This is a genomic window from Pseudoalteromonas sp. MMG007 (assembly GCF_018100985.1).
Lineage (GTDB): Bacteria > Pseudomonadota > Gammaproteobacteria > Enterobacterales > Alteromonadaceae > Pseudoalteromonas.
The window spans coordinates 712,712-733,519 of the sequence record NZ_JAGJEI010000001.1; the positions used below are offsets into that span (position 1 = coordinate 712,712).

Below are 20,808 nucleotides of genomic sequence, written 5' to 3' on the forward strand. Positions count from 1 at the left end.
ATGGCGGTTTTTTGTTTATATCAGGGATAAAAGTTTATTTCAGGTAAAAAATATTTATGAAGAATTTTGATTTGCCTGTACTCGGCAACGATATGGGTTTATATAGATTACTTAGAGTTATTATTTAAAGTGCACTTAATTAACTTTTGATATAAAAAAACGCCTAACTTAGTTAGGCGCTGTGCTTATACTTTGTGCTTCATTAAACGTTCTTTTTCGCGAGACCAGTCTTTATTTTTACCATCTTCACGTTTGTCATGCATTTTTTTACCTTTAGCTAAATGAAACTCTAGTTTCACCCAACATTTTTTCCAATACATGGCTGTGGCTACCAACGAGTAGCCGTCACGTTCGGTTGCGCCGACTAATCTATCAAGCTCTCTTCGACTTAATAGAAGTTTGCGGTATCGCATAGGATCGCAAATAACATGGGTTGATGCGCTGTTTAAAGGCTGAATTTGACTGCCTAATAAAAACGCTTCGCCATTTTTAAGGTGAATGTAAGTTTCTGAGATGTTTACCTTACCTGCTCGGATACTTTTTACTTCCCAGCCTTGTAGTTCAACACCTGCTTCAAACTTGTCGTGTAAAAAATACTCATGGCGCGCTTTTTTGTTTAGCGCGATGGTATTACTATTCGATTTTGATGATTTGTTCTTAGCCATAGTGCCCTATAATATACGTATTAAGAGATGTTTTACATCGATTTTTTAATTCTGCATTTAAAATAATCAGGTTAATTTAAGCGCCATGAAAATTTGGGGAAACGCGCAAAGCTTGCTAAAATTCGCCCACACAGTTGGGAGTGAGTATGCCACAAATAGAAAAAAGTGCGCTGGTTATGTACAGCACCAAAGAGATGTTTGATCTAGTTAATGATGTAGAAGCTTATCCAGAGTTTTTACCTAATTGTTCAGACTCAAAAATTGTTTCACAGCATGATAATAACATGACCGCGAGCTTAGAAATATCTAAGGCGGGTATAAAAAAGTGGTTTACTACCGAAAATACATTTATTGATGAGCAAACGGTTGCTCTTCGTTTAGTTGATGGCCCATTTAAAATGCTTCAAGGGCGTTGGTATTTTCAAGCATTAGATAAAACAGCATGTAAAGTTAACTTAGAGCTTGAGTTTGAATTTTCAAGTAAATTAGTTGAACTTGCATTTGGCAAAATATTTAATGATGTTGCTAAAAATATGGTGAGTGCCTTTACCCAACGAGCTAAGCAGGTTTACGGATCGCGATTATGATTAATATAGAAGTTGTATTTGCATTGCCTACAACAGCAACAAGCTTATCTATAGAAGTGCCACAAGGTACTACTGCTGAGCAGGGGGTTATTCAGTCAGGTATTATTGAAAAGTGCCCTGAAATAGACCCAACAGCATTAACGTTAGGTGTGTGGAATCGAACAGTCAAAGCTAACTACGAGCTAAAAGAGGGGGACAGAATTGAAATCTATCGTCCCTTAATTGCTGACCCTAAAGATGCACGTAGAAAGCGTGCAGAAAAAGCAAAAGAAGAAGGCCGAGCAAACAAAATCACTGGTGGACGCCCGTTATAAACGAATAATAATACCAGTTACAAAAAAGGTGAGCTTTGCTCACCTTTTTTAATTACTAATATTATTACTGCTCAAGTGGCGTATTAAAGTTTTCTGGTTGGTCATAGTCACCTGAAACAGCAACGAGTTGTTCATTTTCAAATTTGATCACTAACTCTTTCTGTTGTTCGTTTTTACGGCCTTTATTGAAGCTGTAAAGGTAGCGCCATGTACTCTTATCAAATGCATCTTCAGCAATTGGGCGCCCTAATACATAAATAACTTGCTCTCGAGTCATGTTTACACGAAGCTTATCTACATCTGATTGTTCTAAAAAGTTACCCTGAGGGATATTTATTCTGTATACCCAGCTAGAACAGCCCGCTAATGAGCTAAATGTTAAAGCGACGATAAGCCAAAGAGAAAAAGTTTTTAACGACTGCATTGTTAGTTGTGATCCTTATTTTTTATAATCTGCATGATACCGATTAGTCACTGAAGGTAAAACCCTTTTAAGCAATTGTTTTTTGTTAAGGGTGTTAAGGTAATTTTTTGACCATAAATAACGAAAAAAGTTTACAGCGTATTGATACAAACGCATTAAAAAATGAGCCTATGTGGTTTTTATACATAGTTGAAACACGATTTGGACATTGGTACACAGGGATCACAACGAACGTTGAAAAACGTTTTGCAACTCACCAAGCAGGTAAGGGGGCTAAAAACTTAAAAGGTAAGGGCCCGCTTTTACTTATACACAAACAAGAAGTAGGTAATAAAAGCGAAGCGAGCAAGCTGGAATATAAGCTAAAAAAACTGACTAGAGCAAAAAAAGAAGCGTATGTATTAGCTTACACCTGCAAAGATTAAGCTAGGATTAGGGCGTGTTGATCTTTGATGGTTGAATTTGCAGCAGTATGTTTGGTTTTTAGGCAAGGCAGAGCCTATGAAGTGTGGTTACTCCCCATAAATAGGCGATAACGCAGCATAAATGCCAAACATGCGCTGCCCTTCGGGTTCTGCCTAGGGGCGATAAACTCTTTGTTACTCGGTTTTTACTTAGCCCACTAGGTTACAAACCTCGCGCCGCGATTTAATCGCCCCTAGATTGAACAAATTTCAATCCGTAAAGATCAACACGCCCTAGTTAATTAATACATCAACTAATAGCGCATCGAGTTTAAAGCGACATATCAGCATTTTAAATGTGCACCTTGCGCCCCAATAGACTTTAAAGTGCATTTAAAAGTAATTCTTAAGTAGCTATATTGACTAGCTGTACACATAACTTAAAACGAGTATGTGGTGGGTATCATAAATAGTGAGTTGATGGGGGTTATAAAACACCTTTAAACAACACTAAATGTTTATAGTGATGCTCAAAGGTGTTATTCAATCGCTTTTATTTTCTTAACGGTGTTTTTCAAAAGTAGCAACTAATGCATCAAGTGTTTGTGCACTGTTTGCTAAGTCGCGAATAGCTTGTTCAGTATTAATTTGCTCGCTCATTGCTTTATCGCTAATTTCACTGATTTGTTCAATGTTACGCCCTACATCAGCAACTACATTGCTTTGTTGCTCAGTAGCCGTTGCTATGAGCGTCGCCATATCATTTATTTGATTAGCCGTTTCGCTAATTGCGTCAAGAAGCTCCACCGAACTTTGCATTGCCCCCACACTTTGCTGGGCTTTATTTTTTGATTGGCTAATATCATTAACCACATCATCAGAGATTTTAGTCAGCTCTTCAATCATAGATTGAATTTCAGTCGTTGATTGCGATGTGCGATTAGCCAAGGCACGAACTTCATCTGCAACTACAGCAAAACCTCGGCCGTGTTCGCCTGCACGAGCAGACTCAATGGCAGCATTTAAAGCAAGTAGATTAGTTTGCTCTGAAATACCTCTGATTGAATCGACAATACTTGCTATATCCACTGTTTTTTTAGAAAGCAGTGTAACCTGCTCTGTTATGCCATCAATATCACTTGCAAGGGCTGAAATAGTCGCCTGGCTTTGTAATACTTGTTTATGACTCTGAACGGTATTTTCGCGACTGTTATCAGTTAATTTTGCTGTGTTTGCTGCGCTTTGCGCTATTTCTTGAACAGTCGCACCCATTTCGTTAATTGCAGCTGCAACAGAAATTGTTTGCTCTTTTTGACTATCTATTGCTTGTGAGTTTCGCTTTGCTTGCTCAAACACATGGTCAGAGCTTTGACGAATATCGTGGCTTTCGTTTGCAACTTGAGTAATCGCCGTTTCTATTTTATTGATAAACTGATTAAAGCCATTACTTAAATTATTAAGCTCAGGTTGGCTCGATTCAGGTAGGCGGTACGCTAAATTAGCATCGCCCGATCCCAACCTTGAAAATAGCTCCGCCATTTCAGAAAGCGGAGATGAAAGTGAGCGCGCAAGTAAGTAACTAACTAAGCTTGCAATGATTGCAATTATTAATGTGAAGGTAAATATTTGCCACTGTAGTTTACTAACACTTGCAAATACTTCACTTTTTGGTACTTGAGCAACAACGTATAAATCGGTATTTTTAATAGGTGTAGCGGCGATTAGCGTTGGCTCACCATTTAAGTTTATTTCTTCTAATGCAAAGCCGTTTTTGTTAAGTAATTGGTTGTGAATATTTGCACCATATAAATCATTAATATTCGCTTTAGCCACTTTACTGGCGTCTTTATGTAGTTGAATTAGGCCGCTTTTATCTGCAATAAATACAAAGCCTGTTTTTTCAATTTTAAACTGTTGTAAAAGCTTTTGCATATCTGTGATGCTTTTAGCAAGGCCCGCTAACCCTGTGCCATTTACCTGCTGATGATTTACAAACATTTTTACGTCATTAGCAGACTCCTGGTAAATACTAATAGAGTAGGATTGTTTAGATTGTGTAAATCCAAAAAACCAACCATCAGCACTATCGTTTTGTAGCACACGTAAAAAACCATCTTGGTTCCAATATTGCGCTGTATTTCTATTTGCCCAAGATGCCGTAGCTAGGTCAAACTGCGAGGCCACTCGGTTTAATTCTTTTAACAGTAATGTATCGTCTTGGTTATTAGACTCCGCCCACTGTAATATAAACTCATTTGATGATAGTTGCTGTGCAGCGCCTACTAGTTCGTTTATCTCACCACCAATGTGGTTACTAATTGTTTGCAGCTTGCTTGGCAATTCTGATGTGATCATACGTTGCTCAATAATATCTTCAGAGCTGTATAACGAAGTTAAGCCAATAAGTGCAGCTACGCATATAGCAATACCGCTCCCAAGGGCCGTTATTTTTTGAGTAATTGAAAGGTTGTTTGTCATCATGATGTTAATTATTTTACAGCTGAGTAGGGGGCTATGTTAGCACATTATTTATTTTGAGCTAACTATTGGCTTTAGCATAATGGGTACTTAGGTTGAATTGATTACGTTTTTATTAATAGGTATCAAAAAAGCCCATACGCAAAACATATGGGCTTGGTTTCTAACAAGCGAAACTTTAGTGTTTAGGGTTATACAATTTTTTTCATTGCTGACATGTAACCACGCAGCTTGGCACCTACTTTTTCTACAGGGTGTTCACGTAGGGCTGCATTAATCTGAATTAATGTTTGGTTATCAACTTGGTTGCTTTGCTCGCCAAGGCCTTTACCTATAACATCAGTATCAATGTTTTTCATAAAATCAGCTAATAGTGGCAAACATGCATGGTTATATAAGTAACAACCATATTCAGCAGTGTCTGAAATAGTACGGTTCATTTCGAAAAGCTTTTTACGGGCAATTGTATTAGCAATTAATGGTGTTTCGTGTAATGACTCGTAGTAAGCTGATTCTTCAATGATGCCCGCTGCGGTCATTGTTTCAAAAGCGAGTTCAACACCGGCTTTAACCATAGCCACCATTAAAATACCGTTATCAAAAAACTCTTGCTCTGAGATTTCTACATCACCAGCAGGTGTTTTTTCAAAGTTAGTTTCAGCTGTCTCTGCACGCCATTTTAGTAGGTTTGCGTCGTCGTTGTTCCAGTCTTCCATCATTACACGTGAGAATGTACCGTCGATGATGTCATCTTGGTGCTTGTTGTAAAGCGGACGCATAATAACTTTAAGCTCTTCACTTAACTCAAACGCTTTTACTTTTGCTGGGTTTGATAAACGGTCAAGCATGTTAGTAACACCACCGTATTTAAGGGCTTCGGTGATTACTTCCCAGCCGTATTGAATTAGTTTAGATGCGTAACCTGCATCAATTCCCTTTTCAATCATTTTATCAAAACATAAAATAGAGCCTGTTTGTAGCATGCCACAAAGGATAGTTTGCTCACCCATTAAGTCTGATTTTACTTCAGCAATAAATGAAGATTTTAAAACGCCTGCACGGTGACCACCAGTACCTGCTGCGTATGCTTTAGCTTGCGCTAAACCATGACCTTGCGGGTCGTTTTCTGGGTGAACAGCTATAAGTGTTGGAACACCAAAGCCGCGTTTGTATTCTTCACGTACTTCAGAACCAGGACATTTTGGCGCAACCATGATTACCGTAATGTCTTCGCGTACTTGCATACCTTCTTCAACAATATTAAAGCCGTGAGAATATGCAAGAGTAGAGTCTTTTTTCATAAGCGGCATAATTGCACTTACTACTGCCGTGTGTTGCTTATCTGGCGTTAGGTTTAATACTACATCAGCTGTTGGGATTAATTCTTCGTATGTGCCTACTGTAAAGCCATTTTCAGATGCATTTAAAAACGATTGACGACGCTCAGAAATAGCAGATGCACGTAATGTATAAGAAACGTCTAAACCAGAGTCACGTAAGTTAAGGCCTTGGTTTAAACCTTGTGCCCCACAACCTACAATAACTAACTTTTTACTTTTTAGTGCGTCAACGCCATCGGTAAATTCGCCAGCGTCCATAAATTCACATTGTGCCAATTGCGCTAATTGCTCGCGTAAAGGTAAGGTATTGAAATAATTCGCCATTGTTAGTGTCCTATAAATTTGTTTGTTAGATGCGCGGCATTTGCTGCGCTTACAAACACCTTATGCAAAAACGTTACTTGCGTAAAATGATATATTTGAATTAAAGTATTTCATAATATGAAACATAGAGCATGATATGGACCATAAACACTTAAACTATTTTTTAGCCCTGGCTAAAACATTACACTTTGCCCGCGCAAGCGAGCTTTGTCATATAAGTGCACCTACATTAAGTCGTAATATAAAGCAGTTAGAGGAAGAAGTGGGGGTTGCATTATTTTTACGAGATAACAGAAGTGTAAAGTTAACGCGCGAAGGGGAGTCGTTTATTGATTACGCAACAGCAACGCTTGCAAGTTGGCAACGTTTTAAGGCTAACGCACAGGACCCAACTCAACACATTTATGGCAAAGTAAGTATATTTTGCTCAGTGACTGCTTCGTATAGTTTTTTACACCAAATATTGGAACAACTGCGAGCGCAACACCAATATATAGAAATAACCTTAAACACGGGCGACCCAGCGTTAGCTATTAATAGGGTGCTTGATGGACATGAATTAATGGCAATTGCTGCTAAACCAAGTAAGTTACCTACGCAAATTGCATTTGTGGATATTGGTTACTCCCCACTTGTATTAATAGGCCCAAAAATTCAATGCCCGCTTAGTGAAAAATTGATACAAAATAATGAAATAACGGATTGGTCAGATCTTGAATTTATAGTGCCAGAGCAAGGCTTTGCAAGACAAAGGTTAGAGCAGTGGTGGCGTAAAAATAATATTCACGGAAAAATATATGCACAAGTTGCAGGACACGAAGCTATGGTTTCTATGGTAAGCCTAGGTTTTGGCGTGGCAATGGTTCCTAAAATAGTGCTTGATAACAGCCCGCTACAAGACAAAGTGCAAATTTTGACACCTAAAATGCAAGTGCCTGAGGGGTTTGATATAGGTTTAGCGGTATTAAAAAAAGAACTAAACGACCCAGCTATCAGTGCGTTATGGAATATAGCGCAAACTTTAGACGCAAAAGCTATTTAATATACCCTGAAAAAAACTAGTTAAGTAAATAGTATGAATAGTGGTTGCTTAACGGTTTACTATTACTTAACATTGAGCACTAATAAAAAAAACAATGCCGCATGAGAGTTTATCTATGAACCAAGCAGTGTCACTTGCTCATTCTGCCCAATGCCTTAAAAAGGCTATTCCATTAATGGTAAAGTACCGTATGCCGGTTACTCCCATTAATTACGCAATTTGGTACTGCTATATTCAAGGGAATAACCCTTCTCTTAATGCTGAGTTAGAGCAGGTTATTGAGCAGCAACAAACCTGTTCTCAAGATAAAGCTAAAGAGATTTTTGATAAGCATCTAACGCAAGACGATTTGGCTTTTTTTCAAGAAATGACAGAAAAGTTCCATACAACTATGGAGCAAGTTCAGCAAGATATAAGTATAACGCTCGATCATTCTAAAAGTTTTACTACCAGCCTCGTCGACTCTCAAAATGAATTAAACATGCTTACAGATGTAAGCTCATATAATGAAATATTAGGGTGTGTAGAGCGGCTAACCGATGAGTCTATTGCTATGCAAGATTATGCGCGTGAGTTTCAAACGAAACTAGCCGTTGCATATAATGAAATTAAGGATTTAAAAGAAGCGTTAAATATTTCAAAAGAAGCTGCTGATAAAGATACACTTACCGGTTTCTATAATAGAGGTAAGTTTGATACCGACATTATACATTTTTGTCGTCAATATTCAGAACAAGAACAAGAAAGCTCGCTTGCTGTACTTATTATGTTTGATATTGATCACTTTAAGCGCTTTAACGATGACTTTGGTCATCAAAAGGGTGACGAAGTACTCAAGTTGGTAGCTAAAAAGGTAAGAGAAAACTCAATTGATACAGCCAAAGTGTATAGGTATGGCGGGGAAGAGTTTTGTATTACAGCGTACTTTGACACGATTAACGATATTATAGCGTTTGCAGATCGTATTCGTTTAGAGATTGCAAAACTAACGATTCGTAAAAAGCATGATGTTACAACTAAACGTGCCATTTCGGCCAGTTTTGGATTAGCTATATTACGTCCGTTTACAAATAGCACTGTATTAGTAGAGCGCGCAGATAGAGCGCTATATATAGCTAAAACTCATGGACGCAACCGTATTGAAATAGCCCCCGATATTTAATCTTATCTTTTTAAACCTGAAAATTAACATTTGTGTATATAAATTGTGAATGATTGTAACCAACTAGAGCTAGTTTTAAAAGACCTTGCTAGTATGAGGAACTTACTTACTTTTATATTTTGATTTACGCTAATGCGGTACTTCTTTTTATTAATTACAGCTTTGTGCTTTAGCTTGCTGTTTAGCTGCTTTTCAGTGTGTGCTACACAAGATAGTAATCACGCTGATGAATTTACAGAGCAAAGCATATTAACCAACCAGTGGCATTTAAGTTTAAGTGCGGGGGTAGGTGTAATAACGAACCCGTTACACGGTGGGGATAACATTCCGTTGGTGGTAATTCCTCAAGTTGCTTTTTATGCAAAACAATGGTTTTTTGATAACGGTCGCCTTGGTTACTCATTTATACAAACCCCAAAACATCATCTTAATTTAGTAACTGAATTAAATACTGAGTCTCGCTTTTTTATTGACTGGCATCCCAAAAATATTTTTACACTACAAAATAGTGCGTTTAAAACTCAACAGGTGATAGAACAGGAAAGTGAAGCGCGCTCTGTAAATATAAATACCCTACATAAACGCAAGCTAGCTCTTGATGCTGGACTGGCATATCATTATGTAAATGAAGAACATGTATTTTCTGTCCAAGCGCTACATGATGTAACCGATGTGTACTCCGGTGTCCGTGGTGCGCTGCAATGGCAGTACCATACACTGTTTGGGCAGCTTAAAATTAAACCCTCCCTTGGAATAAATTACAAATCTTCTGAACTAAATAACTACTTTTATGGACTTAAAGACGGTGAAACTCAATTTGGTAAAATAGACGTTGGTAGTAGTTGGCAACCTTATGCTAAAATCGACGCCCGTTGGCCACTGAGTAAGGCTGACTCTCTTCGTTTTCATGTAGCATATTATGACTATTCGGCTATGGATGGCAGTCCGCTTTTTGAACACACTTATTCAATGACTGCTTTTATAGGATTTGACCGTACTTTTTAATATGAAGTATTCAATATTAGTTGTGTTTATTATCACTTTGTTTAGTGGTTTTAGTATGGCACAAACCGCTGATCTTAGCGTTTCCCCCAAAGTTTGTGTTGTTTCTGAGCAACAAGAATTTTGCGATCTTGATTTACAGTTTAACTGGCAGTTACATGCCTCTAGTGATGTGTGTTTGTATCAACAAGATGAGCAGCTGCAGTGCTGGCAGCAGCAACGTTCTGGGCAATTTAATTATAAAGCGCGTGTTCAGGTAGAGACCATATACTCCTTAATCAATCCTCATACGGGTGTGTTAATAGCAACAACACAAATTGAAGTACAAAGCGCCCATGCTAAAAAAAATAGGCGTAGGCTTCGCTCTCCGTGGAGCTTTTTTTAATTTAGGAGCAACAAATGCCAAAAATTTTACTTGTTGAAGATGATCTCGGTTTACAGCAGCTAACAAAAGATTACCTTGAACATAATGGCCTAGAAGTCGATGTATTAGATCGTGGTGACGAAGTGTTTGACTACTTAGAAAATAACACTCCTGATTTAATGATATTAGACGTAATGCTGCCAGGTAAAGATGGTTTTAGCGTTTGTCGCCAAGTAAGAGATAAGTTTACTCTACCCATTTTAATGCTGACCGCTAAAGGTGAAGACTTTGACCAAGTACTTGGTTTAGAACTTGGCGCAGATGATTATGTAATAAAACCAGCAGAGCCTCGTGTACTTCTGGCTCGCGTTAATGCACTGCTTCGTCGTGGACAACCGGTTGTAAAGGCAAGTGAAGAGCTTCAATTTGGCGATTTAGTGATTGATAAAACAAGCCGTATTGTAAAGTTAAGTGATTCTGAAATAGTATTAACCTCACATGAGTTTGAGCTACTATGGCTACTTGCTTCAAATGCAGGCGAAGTACTGAGTCGAGAACATGTTCATCAACATATGATAGGGCGTCAATACGATGGCCTTGATAGAACAGTTGATGTGCGCGTATCACGAATTAGAAAAAAATTAGGCGATAATAGCGATAAGCCTTATCGTATAAAAACTGTATGGGGACAAGGCTATTTATTTGTTTCTGATGCGTGGGATCTCTAGCACTATTTAAGGTTAATCGGCTTTAATGGGAAAACTGTTTACCAGCTTATACTTATATATCATTGTTTCATTATTTGTTGTAAGTGGTGTTATTGAGCAGCTGTGGCCCTATGAAGAGTCGCAGCAGCAAGTTCTATTAGATGATGAGTTTGGGCAATCGCTTTGGTTGCTTTCACAAACCCCCAACGGTCTTCAACAGCTTAAGCATAACTTTGAAAGTAAAGTTATTGCCAGACGCGATTTAATACTTCCTCAAAAGCAGCAAACACAACTTAATCAAGATCATTACCTATATTTGTACGATAAGCAGCAGCGCATAGTCTGGTATGTAGAGCTTGGCAATAATACATTGCTTCAAGTTGGGCCTGTAGGTGTTTTAACACCAGAAGCATCGTCTGTTTGGCCCTATTTATTATTGCTCGTGATTGTTGGAATACCGGTAGGACTTTGGAGTTTTTTACTTTGGCGCGACTTTACAAAACTAAGTAAAGCCTGTGAAGCAGTTGAAGGCTTACAAGACTTTGATTTGAATGACACATCAAAATCATTTTTTTTGCCAATTACCGATACACTAAAAGTAATGCAGCAGCGTATTGAGTTTTTACTTAGCGCGCAACAAGAGCTTACTTCTTCTGTATCGCATGAATTTAGAACGCCATTGGCGCGTTTAAAGTTTGCCGTTGTTATGCTGCAAGAGCAGCTACTTGATGAAAAGGGTGAGAAGTACCTGGCAAATATGCAAACCGATATTAGCGAGCTTGAAGCTTTAGTTTCTGAGATGCTTGAGTACGCACGTTTAGACTCACAGCAACCAAGCATTAAGTCAGTAAATTGTGATTTAGTGGGTTTGATAAAAACAGTTGTTGAAAAGCTAAACTTTGGAACGCAGATAAATCTTTCTACAGACTTTCCTGATAAATTTTATTACGACTGTGATAGCCACTTTATGTTGCGAGCTTTACAAAACTTAATAGGAAATGCGTTAAAGTATACGTATTCACAGGTTAAGATTTCTCTTTTAACTGAAAAAAGTCATATTTTACTTATCGTTGAAGACGATGGAGAGGGGGTCACTCCCAGTGAGCGAGAAAACGTATTCAAACCCTTTACCCGATTAGATAAGAGCAGAGCAAAGGACACTGGCGGTTTTGGCTTAGGGCTTGCTATAGTCGCTAAAATTATTCATTGGCACCAAGGTGAATGTAAAGTAGAAAGTTCAGCCTTAGGTGGTGCTAAATTTATTGTATGTTTACCGCTTAAATCCAAGGCATAAAAAAAGCGCCGAGAGGCGCATTTTTTGTGGTTAAAAACCAAAATCAACAAGTAGCAATTAAATAGACCGACTACCTTCAAAAAAGTTCTCGATTAATTTATCTTTTTTCAAGCAACGGCATCAGCATTTGCTCAAGCCCATTTAATTTTACTTCGTACATCATCGCTAATTGGCCACCGAGTCTTGTATCGGGGAATCCTTGCTGCTTAAACCAAACCAAATAGGGCTCGGGTAGCAACAATAAAGGACGGCCTGCATATTTTCCAAAAGGCATTATTGTGTTGATTGCTATCTTGAGTTGTTTTGGATCCATATAGATAACTTAAATATTTATGTGTAGCTAAGTGTAAGGGATTTTAGAGAGATAAAATAGGCTGTGACGGGCAAGAAACAGCCTATTGAGCGAGGGAGTAGGCCCTCTGATATAAGAATTTATATTGGTCAATATAACCCCTGTATGACGCTAATTAGTTGAAGTCTAATTACGTTATTATTTTTAACATGGGTTCTTATTTAACCAACACGGCTAGTCTACCTGTTTTTTATTGCCGTGGTGAGTAGGCTTGTAAAGGAATGTAAATAGAATGAGTTTTTATTTTGAAACTAATAAGAAAGAACTACATTCTTTGTTATTAGTTATCGTTATCAAAGACGATTTAGTCGTTAAATAGCTCTTGCTTAACGTGTTCAGCGAAACCACTACCAGCTTCTAAGTAAAAGTTATAGGTAGAGTGTACACCCATTTCTTCAAGTTCTTTTTGCTGATCAGGGTAGTTTGCAATGGCGGTAACTTGGCCTTTGTAGCCAGAAGCCAGAAGTTGCTCTAATGCAAAAATATTTTGCATATGCTTTGGCATTGCAAGCATAACCATTTGAACATTCGAGTGGTTTACTCGTTGCCAAAAATCTGGATCTGTTGCATCCGCAATGAGTACATTTCGTCCTCTTTTAACGTGTTTGTCTACCACCTCTGGTTTTATATCAATACCCGCTACAACATTTGGGTGCGTGGCATTTATTGTTTCATACGCACCGGTACCTATACGGCCCATGCCAAAAATGACTATTTTAGTGTTATTTAGATTAACCGGCAGCTCTTCTGCTAAGCGTGTTTTACTTTCAATCTTTAATAGCCAGTGTTCTATTTTCACGTACAACTCGTTTGAGCGTTTATTTAAAGGCGAGGCGATGACGAACGTAATAGACACTGCAATTGCCATTACTGCCAGCCACTCAGTGGTGATCATACCGGTAGTTGCTGCCACAGCACATACAATTAAGCCAAATTCGCTATAGTTAGATAAGCTAAATGTAGTAAGTAAAGAGGTGCGTGCACGCAGCTTAAATAAATTAGTAAACACATAATAAAGTGCAGCTTTAATTGGCAATACCAAAATAAGTAGTATCGCAACGATTAAAGAGTTACTCGTAAGCTCTGCATTTAAGCCAATACTTAAGAAAAATCCAACCAGTAATATATCTTTTAAGTTGAGTAACGACTTTGATAGCTCGCCCGCTTTTTTATGTGGGGCAAACATCATTCCGATTATTAGTGCACCTAAATCGCCTTTTAGACCTGCAAATTCAAAAGCATGATAGCCAGCAACCAGAGCAAAAAAGAACCCAAATAAAGGAAGGAGTTCACCATGCTTTGAGCGATTTAATACGCCGTACATTAAGGGTCTAAGTAAAGGCAGCGCAATTATTAAAGCAATAGCCCATAAGTTTGGTACTTTCCCTGTGCTTATTGCTAAAAATATAACCGCGAAGATATCTTGCATTACCAAAATACCAATGGCTATTTTACCGTGTAAGCTTGCCATTTCTCCGCGCTCTTCAAGTACTTTTACTGCAAAAACTGTGCTTGAAAAGCTAAGCGCAAAGCCAACTAGTAAAGCACTTTGCCAGCTTAGCTCAACAAACATAGGTACTGCAAACACACCAAGTAATAGCATAAAGCCACTAAATAATGCGCTACTAAAAATTATATGTAAGGTCGCAGGCGCCCATACCTGGGGTTTTACTAAGCTGTGTACTTTAAGTTTTAAGCCAATACTAAAAAGAAGAAGTGTTACGCCAAGTGCCGCAATCGTGTCGAGGAGTTCTGTACTTTTGTAGCCTGATAAATTTAAAGCAAAACCAGCTAATAAAAAGCCAATTAGTGGAGGAAGTTTCAGCTGATAAACGCCAAAGCCACATACAAATGCGGCGGCAAAATAGATTAGTTCCATAATTCTTAATATCACTTCATTTGGGATTGCAGTGTAACGAAAAATTTATACCATTGAAAATAAAAACAGTGCTAAAAATGAGCGCATTTAATCAATTACTTGCTCAGTGACGTATAAAAAATACACATTAAACACGTGTTTAATCGTAAATAGCATGTAAATAACACTTTTTCACTGACATTGGCTTTCAAATATGGTTAAGATGCTTTAACGAAGAAGTTTAAGCATGGGCAGAAATACAGCCGCTCAGCTTAAGGAGAAATATATGTTTAAAAAGATTTTAGCATCAGTGGGTATTGGTGCTGCTAAAGTAGACACTATTTTAGAAACTGAGCACTTACAACCAGGTCAGCTTTTTAACGCGCAAATAGTTATTACAGCGGGTGATGTAAGTCAAGAGATTGCAGGTTTAGACTTACTATTAATGACCCGCGTAAAAGTGGCCGGTGATGATGGGGATTATTTTACCAATCATGTAATCGATCAGTGGCGCATTACTGACATAGGTACTATTGAACCTGGTGAAGTAAAAAGCATTCCTTTTGAAGCTCGCCTTCACCCTGAAACACCAATTACTGAAATTAACGCAGGTTACAATCAATCTCATGTATGGATTGAAACAGGTTTAGATATTGATTTAGCACTTGATCCTACTGATAAAGACCATTTACACATTTATCCTAATGAAGCCGTTAAAACATGTATGCAGGCAATGGATAAATTAGGATTCAGCTTGATGAAAGCGGATGTTGAAAAGGGTCATTTACGTGCATCTACTTTTCAGTCTCTGTCGGGCTGTTATCAAGAACTTGAATACAAACCAAATAGTCGCAGTTTATTTGGGCTGCAAGAAATTGAGCTATCGTTTGTTCCTGAGGCACATAAAACACATGTGCTGATAGAGCTTGATAGAGCCTTTAGAAGCGATGGTTATGTAGATTTAACTATAGAGCATGACCATGTTAATTTGTCGCAGTTGTGCGACCAACTAGAGCGCTTATTTACTTGATAGTATAGCGTAGTTTAGTAAAACCCAGCTAAGGCTGGGTTTTTTGTTACAGGATTTTATATGACGTTTAAATGTGAACCGTTTGACTCTCTTGACTCTCGTACTCTTTTTACAATAATTCGTGGGCGTATTGATGTATTTGTAGTAGAGCAACAATGCGCTTATCCCGAGTTAGATGATGTAGATGTTGCTGCGAATACTAAACACTTATATACACTTTATAATGATCAGTTACAGAGCTATGCGCGTTGCTACGAAAAAAATAAGCACTACAGTGCAATAGGGCGTGTACTTGTCAGTGAAAGTGCGCGAGGAAAAGGGCTGGCTACGTTGCTTGTCAACGAGGCTATAAATTGTTGTAAGACACACTGGCCAGAGCGTGATATTTATATTGGTGCTCAAACTTACTTACTTGAGTTTTATCGCTCTTTTGGCTTTGAAGATTACGGTAATGAATACTTAGAAGATGGAATTGCCCATCAAGATATGATTTTAAAAGTGTTATAAATCAGTACAAATATAAAAGCTCACACATGTGAGCTTTTATATTTTAAGTTTAGCTTAGCAAAGAGTGTAAAAACACCATGCCTATGGCCAGCGGACATATAAACTTAGTGTACCAAGGCCATACTTTCCAAAATAAAGTGTTATGAACCTCCGGGTTCCCTTCTTGAATTGCTTTAAGTAATGAGCCTCTATACCAAATCCAGCCAACAAAAATACAGCACATTAGGCCAAGCAATGGCTGTGCTACTTTCGTTGTTAAGGTGATCACTAAACCAAACAAGCTACCAAGGTTACAAACTATGGTAATACTAACAATTGCAATGAGTGCACCGATTAACCACGTTGCTTGAACGCGTTTCATCGCAAAACGCTCAACAGTGTATGACACAGGCGCTTCTAACATTGAAATAGATGAGGTTAACGCAGCAATACTCATTAGCGCAAAAAATGCAAAGCCTACAAATAAGCCTACGCCGCCCATACCGTTAAATAAAGCGGGAAGTACTTGAAACACCAATGTATCTTCAGAGAGTAATTTACCTGTTGATGCTGAGAATATTTCAACACCTTGTGCTTGTGCTACGTACATTGCTGGGATGATCAGTAAGCCTGCAACAAAAGCGATAAATACATCAATAAGCGTTACATAAGCACCTAAAGAAACCAGGTTCTCTTTTTTGCTAATATATGAGCCATAAATAATCATTACACTAGTGCCTAGCGATAAAGAGAAGAAGGCTTGGCCAAGTGCACTTACTAATAACTGTGCGTCAAAAATAGATGAAAAGTCTGGAACTAAATACGCTTTTAAACCTTCCATAGCGCCATCTTGCGTCATTACATAGGCAATAAGTGCAAATAAAATACCTAACAGTGCGGGCATTAATCGTTTAGACCATTTTTCGATGCCGTTTTCTACGCCTCGACTGATAATAGCGACGGTTAAAGTAATAAATACCAGGGTAAATATAATGTTTCGAGTAAGTGACTGCTCGCTTAGCCATGTTGATGCTGTGTCGGCGCCAACTAAGGTAGCTATGGGTTCAGCGGTAGCACTGAGCATCCAGCCTGCAACAATAGCGTAAAAACTTAAAATAAAGCCTGCACATAAAATACCACCAAAACCAACAGTAAAAGCAAAACGCTTTTGCCAAGGTTTAGTCGATATTTTTTTAAGTGATGACACTGCATTGGCTTGACCGTGACGACCAATCATCAGCTCAGCCATCAAAGCAGGGTAGGCTAAAAAGAAAGCAAGCACTAAATAAGCGACTAAAAATGCAGCGCCGCCGTTACTTGCTGTTTGTGTAGGGAATCCCCATATATTACCCAAACCAACGGCAGAACCGGCGGCGGCCATAATAAAACCAAAGCGAGAGCTAAACTCGCCTCTAACTGCGCTCATATTATTGTACTTCTCTATTGTGTGACGGCGCTGACAATCTACTGGAAATGTAAATAAATAAAAAGTGCTTATTTGCTGATTTAGCACAATTTAATAAGTCGAGTGTATGTATTAAGCATCAGTTTTATTTATTGTTATCGAGTCGTTTAAAATAACGAGTTGATTTTGTTTAATAATTGTTAACTTTACTCTGTAACTATTGCTTTACGGGTTGTAATGCTGAGCAATAGTGAGGGTAAAGCAAGCCCCACCTAGTTGATTACTTTTAGTAACTTTAACACTACCGTGATGCCAATCAGCTACTTTAGCAACTATGGCTAAACCAAGGCCATAGCTTTTATCGGCTCTGTTACGGTGGTCTTCCTCTCTAAAAAATGGGCTGAATACATTATTAAAGTTTTCACGGGCGATTCCCGGGCCATCATCTTCTACAGTAATTATAAGTTGTTGCTCATGTAATTTTGCACTTAGGTAAATATATTGACCCGCAAAATCGCAGGCATTCGTTAATAAGTTTGTAATGGCGCGAGCAAGCCAATGAAGATCGGCACTTATTAATTCATCGCTACTGTTAAGTTGCACACTTAACATTTGCGATTCAAGCTTAGGTGCTAGCTGTATTAAAATATCTTCAAGGTAAGGTTTAATATTTGTCGAAGAGTAGGTTAGTTTATTAGCATTTTGCTCAAGTGTTGCAAATGCTAAATAACTGCTCAGCATAGACTCCATATGATCCAAATCGTTTTCCATACGTGCTAAATATTGCTTTATTTTATGCTCATCATGGCTATCAAGCGCGGCATCTAATCCAAATCGAAGGCAGGCTATAGGAGTGCGTATATCGTGAGATAAGCTTGAGGCCATTAATTTATTTTCGGCGACGAGCTTTTCTATCTGACTCGCCATGCGATTAAAGGTGAGCTCAACATCTTTTATATAAGTAAAGTGCGACACTTTTATACGGGCTTGAACGTTACCGGATGCAAATTTTTTGGCAGCTTCGTTTAATACAGTTAAACGTTTTGCTAAAGGGGCAATAATAAAGCCCATAAATACACATAAGCCTGCATAAAATAGCAATGTTAGCATTATGTCATTACGTTGCTCGCTATCAGAGTGTTTATCTAAGCGCATAGATAAATGAAAAGGGTTTAGTATTTCACTGCTGTAAAGCATATAAAAGCCTTGCTGGTCTTCTAAAATCAGACCATCAGGGGTGTGCATTTGCAATAATAGTGATGGCGGTAAGGCTAGCGAGTCGTTAGGTTTGTAATCAATTAAAATATCAAACTCTTGAGCGAGTTGTCTTACATAGCTGCTACGCTCAGGTGTGGGAATGTTGGCGAGCTGCTTACTAAAGCCAGTGATCATTTTACTTTGTTGGCTAAACTCATCCTGTGGTGTATGTGCGCGCTGACTAAATGCATCAATAAGCCAGCCTAAAACCACAATAGATAACAGTGCACTGCCTAGGAGTGATATATAAAACTTTTTCATTTATTTATCACTTTATTGCCATGCAGTAGAAACAAGTAAATAACCACGGCCCCAAATAGTTTTTATTTTTTCTGGGTTTTGAGGGTCATCATTAAATTTTTTGCGAAGTGCAGAAATAAGTACATCAACACTTCTATCAAGTCCGTCGTACTCTCTACCTTTCGTCGCTTTAAATACAGCATCGCGTGATACAACTTGCCCCGCATTACTTGCTAGGTAATGCAGTAAGAGATACTCGGCGCTTGATATGTTTATATCTTGCTCGTTAAGGGTTACATTTCTTGATTCGGTATTAATGCTAAGCGCACCGACTTGAATAAGGCTTTCGTTAACCTGTGGCGTACTAGTTTCATTGTTTTGACGCAGCGCTGCTTTAATTCGTGCTAACAAGGCACGTGGGCGAACAGGTTTCATAATGTAATCGCTTGCACCAACTTCGAGGCCTATGACTTCATCCATTTCTTCATCGCGGGCGGTGAGCATTATAATCGGTGCGCTATAAAAACTGCGAAGCTCTCTGCAAACACTAATGCCATCTTGTCCTGGAAGCATAATATCTAGCAGCACTATAGTAGGGTTTAATGTTTTTACTTGGCTGACAACTTCGTCTCCCCGATGACAAACATGGGTTGTATAGCCTTGCTCCGTTAAATATTCAGCTACCCACTGGGCAAGCGATACATCGTCTTCAACAAGTAAAATGGTGCCGTAGTTATCCATAAAATATCCTTAAAACAAGTGGTATTAAAATAGTCGCCAGCGACGTTTTTTTTGTCTGTTTTGATAAACCCATTGTAGCTTTACTTCTGCTGTGCTGATAACTTTAGCTGTATTGCTATCAAATAGTTCAAATGAAATGCTTTGCTGTGAGTCAAAAGCATAATTAAAGCTACCATTTTGCTGTTTGAGCCAACATTGCATTATGTACTTTGATGTTGCATCACGCAGGCAGTAATTACCAATTACAGGTTGCTCCCATGTTAGTGTAATATCAGCATAGCAATTACGGCCTTCGCGCAACGCAACGCAAGTATCGGGCAATGCGATAAGTGTTTCGGGTGGCTCTTGTGCTTGTAAAAGCCAAGGGCTTGGGAAGATCAGTAATACACAGATCCATCTAAAATACATAACGTAGGCCTACCTTGGCTTTATGTTGATATCCTTGGGAAATAATTGGGCTGTCGTCAATTTCTTTTGAAAACCATGTAGTGAGCCAACCTGCTAAAAATACCCAGTCACGACTCAAGGGGTATTCTGCATGAAACTCAAATATAATACTGGTGCTGGTATTAGTGCTATATACAGGACGAATGCTGGTGGCTTCATCGCTATCTATACCAAAATAATAATTAGTGAAGTCAGCGGAGTAAGCGCTAATACCTACTCCTGATCTAAACTCCCAATTTCGCCATGGTAATATTTGGCTAAAAAAACTGTTTATTACCCAGCCATTGTGGGCACCTGATACATCATGAAGGTATTCAAAGGAGAACTGTGAGTTTTCAAATCTGCGGGTTAATCTAAGACCTACGTCAAAATCGTAATTACGCTTTTTTATTCCTTGGAGCTCTTCAATAACGCCATTGTTATAAAATCCAAGGCCTTTTTCGCTAAAACCGGCTTGAGTATTAGTACCCAAAATATCTAGGCCCCAATCAAATTTATCGATAAGGCTGTAACCGACAACAAGGCCGCCGCTTAGCTGGTTATGATCAAAATCAAGGTAAAATCTGTCGTAAGAAATCGCAAGGCTGAGGTCAAGTTCGACACCTTTATCGTAAGAATCAATCCCAACAAGGTAAGAGTCTTCAATATAAAATCCAGCGCCGGCACTCCAGTCCCACGCAAAACCTTGAGTTGGCTCAAGCGTGTTATCGGCATAATAGCGATTACTTGCCATACTCGAAGTGCTAAACATGCAGCAAAAAAGCAATGTGATGCTCAAAAAAGTATGGTTAAGCAAAGTGTTTCTCATCCCTAGGGGCCTAATTATTATTTGTTATTAAGCGTAGTATATTGTTAAGGCGTTCCTTTAATCTGTAAAAAAATGTA

General features: G+C 38.5%; 22 protein-coding genes. 11 read left to right on the plus strand and 11 right to left on the minus strand.

What is annotated here, in order from left to right; translation table 11 throughout:
- Positions 1 to 185: 185 nt before the first annotated feature.
- Positions 186 to 665, minus strand: coding sequence for an SsrA-binding protein SmpB (smpB, locus tag J8L71_RS03405; protein ID WP_058548460.1), 480 nt, complete (start codon positions 663 to 665; stop codon positions 186 to 188).
- Positions 666 to 811: 146 nt separating this feature from the next.
- Between smpB and J8L71_RS03410 the strand changes: the two genes are divergently transcribed.
- Together J8L71_RS03410 and J8L71_RS03415 are read left to right on the plus strand one after the other, a co-directional pair.
- Entirely contained in the window at positions 812 to 1,252 is a 441-nt protein-coding gene (locus tag J8L71_RS03410) for a type II toxin-antitoxin system RatA family toxin (RefSeq protein ID WP_210999264.1), read from the plus strand.
- A complete protein-coding gene (locus J8L71_RS03415; RefSeq protein WP_058548458.1) occupies positions 1,249 to 1,566 on the plus strand; it encodes an RnfH family protein in 318 nt (105 codons plus the stop codon). Before J8L71_RS03410 ends, J8L71_RS03415 begins: the two co-directional genes overlap by 4 nt.
- A gap of 64 nt (positions 1,567 to 1,630) precedes the next feature.
- Here the strand turns inward: J8L71_RS03415 and bamE are convergent, their stop codons facing one another.
- Entirely contained in the window at positions 1,631 to 1,990 is a 360-nt protein-coding gene (gene bamE / locus J8L71_RS03420; protein WP_210999265.1) for an outer membrane protein assembly factor BamE, read from the minus strand.
- Between the two features lie 107 nt (positions 1,991 to 2,097).
- Between bamE and J8L71_RS03425 the strand changes: the two genes are divergently transcribed.
- Positions 2,098 to 2,415 carry a GIY-YIG nuclease family protein gene (locus J8L71_RS03425; RefSeq protein ID WP_210999266.1) on the plus strand — a complete coding sequence of 106 codons (318 nt, stop codon included), beginning with the start codon at positions 2,098 to 2,100 and terminating at the stop codon, positions 2,413 to 2,415.
- Between the two features lie 540 nt (positions 2,416 to 2,955).
- Here J8L71_RS03425 and J8L71_RS03430 read toward each other — a convergent pair.
- A complete protein-coding gene (locus J8L71_RS03430; protein ID WP_210999267.1) occupies positions 2,956 to 4,875 on the minus strand; it encodes a methyl-accepting chemotaxis protein in 1,920 nt (639 codons plus the stop codon).
- Between the two features lie 188 nt (positions 4,876 to 5,063).
- Positions 5,064 to 6,536, minus strand: a complete 1,473-nt coding sequence (gene ilvC, locus J8L71_RS03435) for a ketol-acid reductoisomerase (RefSeq protein ID WP_210999268.1) — start codon at positions 6,534 to 6,536, stop codon at positions 5,064 to 5,066.
- A gap of 136 nt (positions 6,537 to 6,672) precedes the next feature.
- Here ilvC and ilvY point away from each other — a divergent pair, with 136 nt between their 5' ends.
- From ilvY to J8L71_RS03465, 6 genes are all read left to right on the plus strand, one after another.
- Entirely contained in the window at positions 6,673 to 7,578 is a 906-nt protein-coding gene (gene ilvY / locus J8L71_RS03440; protein ID WP_210999269.1) for an HTH-type transcriptional activator IlvY, read from the plus strand.
- A 115-nt stretch (positions 7,579 to 7,693) separates the two neighbouring features.
- Positions 7,694 to 8,740: a GGDEF domain-containing protein gene (locus J8L71_RS03445; RefSeq protein WP_210999270.1), complete on the plus strand. Its 1,047-nt coding sequence runs from the start codon at positions 7,694 to 7,696 to the stop codon at positions 8,738 to 8,740.
- A gap of 195 nt (positions 8,741 to 8,935) precedes the next feature.
- A complete protein-coding gene (locus J8L71_RS03450; protein WP_348771781.1) occupies positions 8,936 to 9,745 on the plus strand; it encodes a MipA/OmpV family protein in 810 nt (269 codons plus the stop codon).
- Between the two features lies 1 nt (position 9,746).
- Entirely contained in the window at positions 9,747 to 10,127 is a 381-nt protein-coding gene (locus tag J8L71_RS03455; protein WP_210999272.1) for a DUF3019 domain-containing protein, read from the plus strand.
- Positions 10,128 to 10,141: 14 nt separating this feature from the next.
- Positions 10,142 to 10,834, plus strand: coding sequence for a response regulator (locus J8L71_RS03460; protein WP_210999273.1), 693 nt, complete (start codon positions 10,142 to 10,144; stop codon positions 10,832 to 10,834).
- 25 nt (positions 10,835 to 10,859) lie between these two features.
- Positions 10,860 to 12,107 (plus strand): ATP-binding protein, encoded by a 1,248-nt coding sequence (locus J8L71_RS03465; protein ID WP_210999274.1) that lies wholly within the window; start codon positions 10,860 to 10,862, stop codon positions 12,105 to 12,107.
- 97 nt (positions 12,108 to 12,204) lie between these two features.
- On the opposite strand, the gene J8L71_RS03470 is transcribed toward J8L71_RS03465, so the two are convergent.
- Entirely contained in the window at positions 12,205 to 12,420 is a 216-nt protein-coding gene (locus tag J8L71_RS03470; RefSeq protein ID WP_210999275.1) for a DUF3820 family protein, read from the minus strand.
- A gap of 343 nt (positions 12,421 to 12,763) precedes the next feature.
- Positions 12,764 to 14,338, minus strand: coding sequence for a cation:proton antiporter family protein (locus J8L71_RS03475; protein ID WP_210999276.1), 1,575 nt, complete (start codon positions 14,336 to 14,338; stop codon positions 12,764 to 12,766).
- A gap of 265 nt (positions 14,339 to 14,603) precedes the next feature.
- Here J8L71_RS03475 and J8L71_RS03480 point away from each other — a divergent pair, with 265 nt between their 5' ends.
- The gene (locus J8L71_RS03480) at positions 14,604 to 15,347 is read left to right on the plus strand and encodes a sporulation protein (protein ID WP_210999277.1); all 744 of its coding nucleotides are present in this window, start codon (positions 14,604 to 14,606) and stop codon (positions 15,345 to 15,347) included.
- A gap of 60 nt (positions 15,348 to 15,407) precedes the next feature.
- The gene (locus J8L71_RS03485; protein ID WP_210999278.1) at positions 15,408 to 15,854 is read left to right on the plus strand and encodes a GNAT family N-acetyltransferase; all 447 of its coding nucleotides are present in this window, start codon (positions 15,408 to 15,410) and stop codon (positions 15,852 to 15,854) included.
- Positions 15,855 to 15,903: 49 nt separating this feature from the next.
- Here J8L71_RS03485 and J8L71_RS03490 read toward each other — a convergent pair whose 3' ends face one another.
- The 5 genes from J8L71_RS03490 to J8L71_RS03510 form a co-directional block, all read right to left on the minus strand.
- The gene (locus tag J8L71_RS03490) at positions 15,904 to 17,259 is read right to left on the minus strand and encodes a sodium-dependent transporter (protein ID WP_210999279.1); all 1,356 of its coding nucleotides are present in this window, start codon (positions 17,257 to 17,259) and stop codon (positions 15,904 to 15,906) included.
- Positions 17,260 to 17,463: 204 nt separating this feature from the next.
- The gene (locus J8L71_RS03495; RefSeq protein WP_210999280.1) at positions 17,464 to 18,756 is read right to left on the minus strand and encodes an ATP-binding protein; all 1,293 of its coding nucleotides are present in this window, start codon (positions 18,754 to 18,756) and stop codon (positions 17,464 to 17,466) included.
- 12 nt (positions 18,757 to 18,768) lie between these two features.
- On the minus strand, positions 18,769 to 19,476 hold the full coding sequence (locus J8L71_RS03500; RefSeq protein ID WP_210999281.1) for a response regulator transcription factor: 708 nt from the start codon (positions 19,474 to 19,476) through the stop codon (positions 18,769 to 18,771).
- Positions 19,477 to 19,500: 24 nt separating this feature from the next.
- On the minus strand, positions 19,501 to 19,884 hold the full coding sequence (locus J8L71_RS03505; protein ID WP_210999282.1) for a DUF3019 domain-containing protein: 384 nt from the start codon (positions 19,882 to 19,884) through the stop codon (positions 19,501 to 19,503).
- Positions 19,874 to 20,656, minus strand: a complete 783-nt coding sequence (locus J8L71_RS03510) for a MipA/OmpV family protein (RefSeq protein ID WP_247655169.1) — start codon at positions 20,654 to 20,656, stop codon at positions 19,874 to 19,876. The genes J8L71_RS03505 and J8L71_RS03510 overlap by 11 nt, the downstream gene beginning before the upstream one ends.
- Positions 20,657 to 20,808: the final 152 nt, after the last annotated feature.

Excerpts from the sequence above, each read along its gene's own strand:
- J8L71_RS03510 (WP_247655169.1), bottom strand. The coding sequence starts at position 20,656 with ATGGCAAGTAATCGCTATTATGCCGATAACACGCTTGAGCCAACTCAA.
- smpB (WP_058548460.1), bottom strand. The coding sequence starts at position 665 with ATGGCTAAGAACAAATCATCAAAATCGAATAGTAATACCATCGCGCTA.
- bamE (WP_210999265.1), bottom strand. The coding sequence starts at position 1,990 with ATGCAGTCGTTAAAAACTTTTTCTCTTTGGCTTATCGTCGCTTTAACA.
- J8L71_RS03500 (WP_210999281.1), bottom strand. The coding sequence starts at position 19,476 with ATGGATAACTACGGCACCATTTTACTTGTTGAAGACGATGTATCGCTT.
- J8L71_RS03430 (WP_210999267.1), bottom strand. The coding sequence starts at position 4,875 with ATGATGACAAACAACCTTTCAATTACTCAAAAAATAACGGCCCTTGGG.
- J8L71_RS03480 (WP_210999277.1), top strand. The coding sequence starts at position 14,604 with ATGTTTAAAAAGATTTTAGCATCAGTGGGTATTGGTGCTGCTAAAGTA.
- J8L71_RS03465 (WP_210999274.1), top strand. The coding sequence starts at position 10,860 with ATGGGAAAACTGTTTACCAGCTTATACTTATATATCATTGTTTCATTA.
- ilvC (WP_210999268.1), bottom strand. The coding sequence starts at position 6,536 with ATGGCGAATTATTTCAATACCTTACCTTTACGCGAGCAATTAGCGCAA.
- J8L71_RS03460 (WP_210999273.1), top strand. The coding sequence starts at position 10,142 with ATGCCAAAAATTTTACTTGTTGAAGATGATCTCGGTTTACAGCAGCTA.
- J8L71_RS03470 (WP_210999275.1), bottom strand. The coding sequence starts at position 12,420 with ATGGATCCAAAACAACTCAAGATAGCAATCAACACAATAATGCCTTTT.
- J8L71_RS03485 (WP_210999278.1), top strand. The coding sequence starts at position 15,408 with ATGACGTTTAAATGTGAACCGTTTGACTCTCTTGACTCTCGTACTCTT.
- ilvY (WP_210999269.1), top strand. The coding sequence starts at position 6,673 with ATGGACCATAAACACTTAAACTATTTTTTAGCCCTGGCTAAAACATTA.
- J8L71_RS03455 (WP_210999272.1), top strand. The coding sequence starts at position 9,747 with ATGAAGTATTCAATATTAGTTGTGTTTATTATCACTTTGTTTAGTGGT.
- J8L71_RS03410 (WP_210999264.1), top strand. The coding sequence starts at position 812 with ATGCCACAAATAGAAAAAAGTGCGCTGGTTATGTACAGCACCAAAGAG.
- J8L71_RS03475 (WP_210999276.1), bottom strand. The coding sequence starts at position 14,338 with ATGGAACTAATCTATTTTGCCGCCGCATTTGTATGTGGCTTTGGCGTT.
- J8L71_RS03505 (WP_210999282.1), bottom strand. The coding sequence starts at position 19,884 with ATGTATTTTAGATGGATCTGTGTATTACTGATCTTCCCAAGCCCTTGG.
- J8L71_RS03490 (WP_210999279.1), bottom strand. The coding sequence starts at position 17,259 with ATGAGCGCAGTTAGAGGCGAGTTTAGCTCTCGCTTTGGTTTTATTATG.
- J8L71_RS03415 (WP_058548458.1), top strand. The coding sequence starts at position 1,249 with ATGATTAATATAGAAGTTGTATTTGCATTGCCTACAACAGCAACAAGC.
- J8L71_RS03445 (WP_210999270.1), top strand. The coding sequence starts at position 7,694 with ATGAACCAAGCAGTGTCACTTGCTCATTCTGCCCAATGCCTTAAAAAG.
- J8L71_RS03495 (WP_210999280.1), bottom strand. The coding sequence starts at position 18,756 with ATGAAAAAGTTTTATATATCACTCCTAGGCAGTGCACTGTTATCTATT.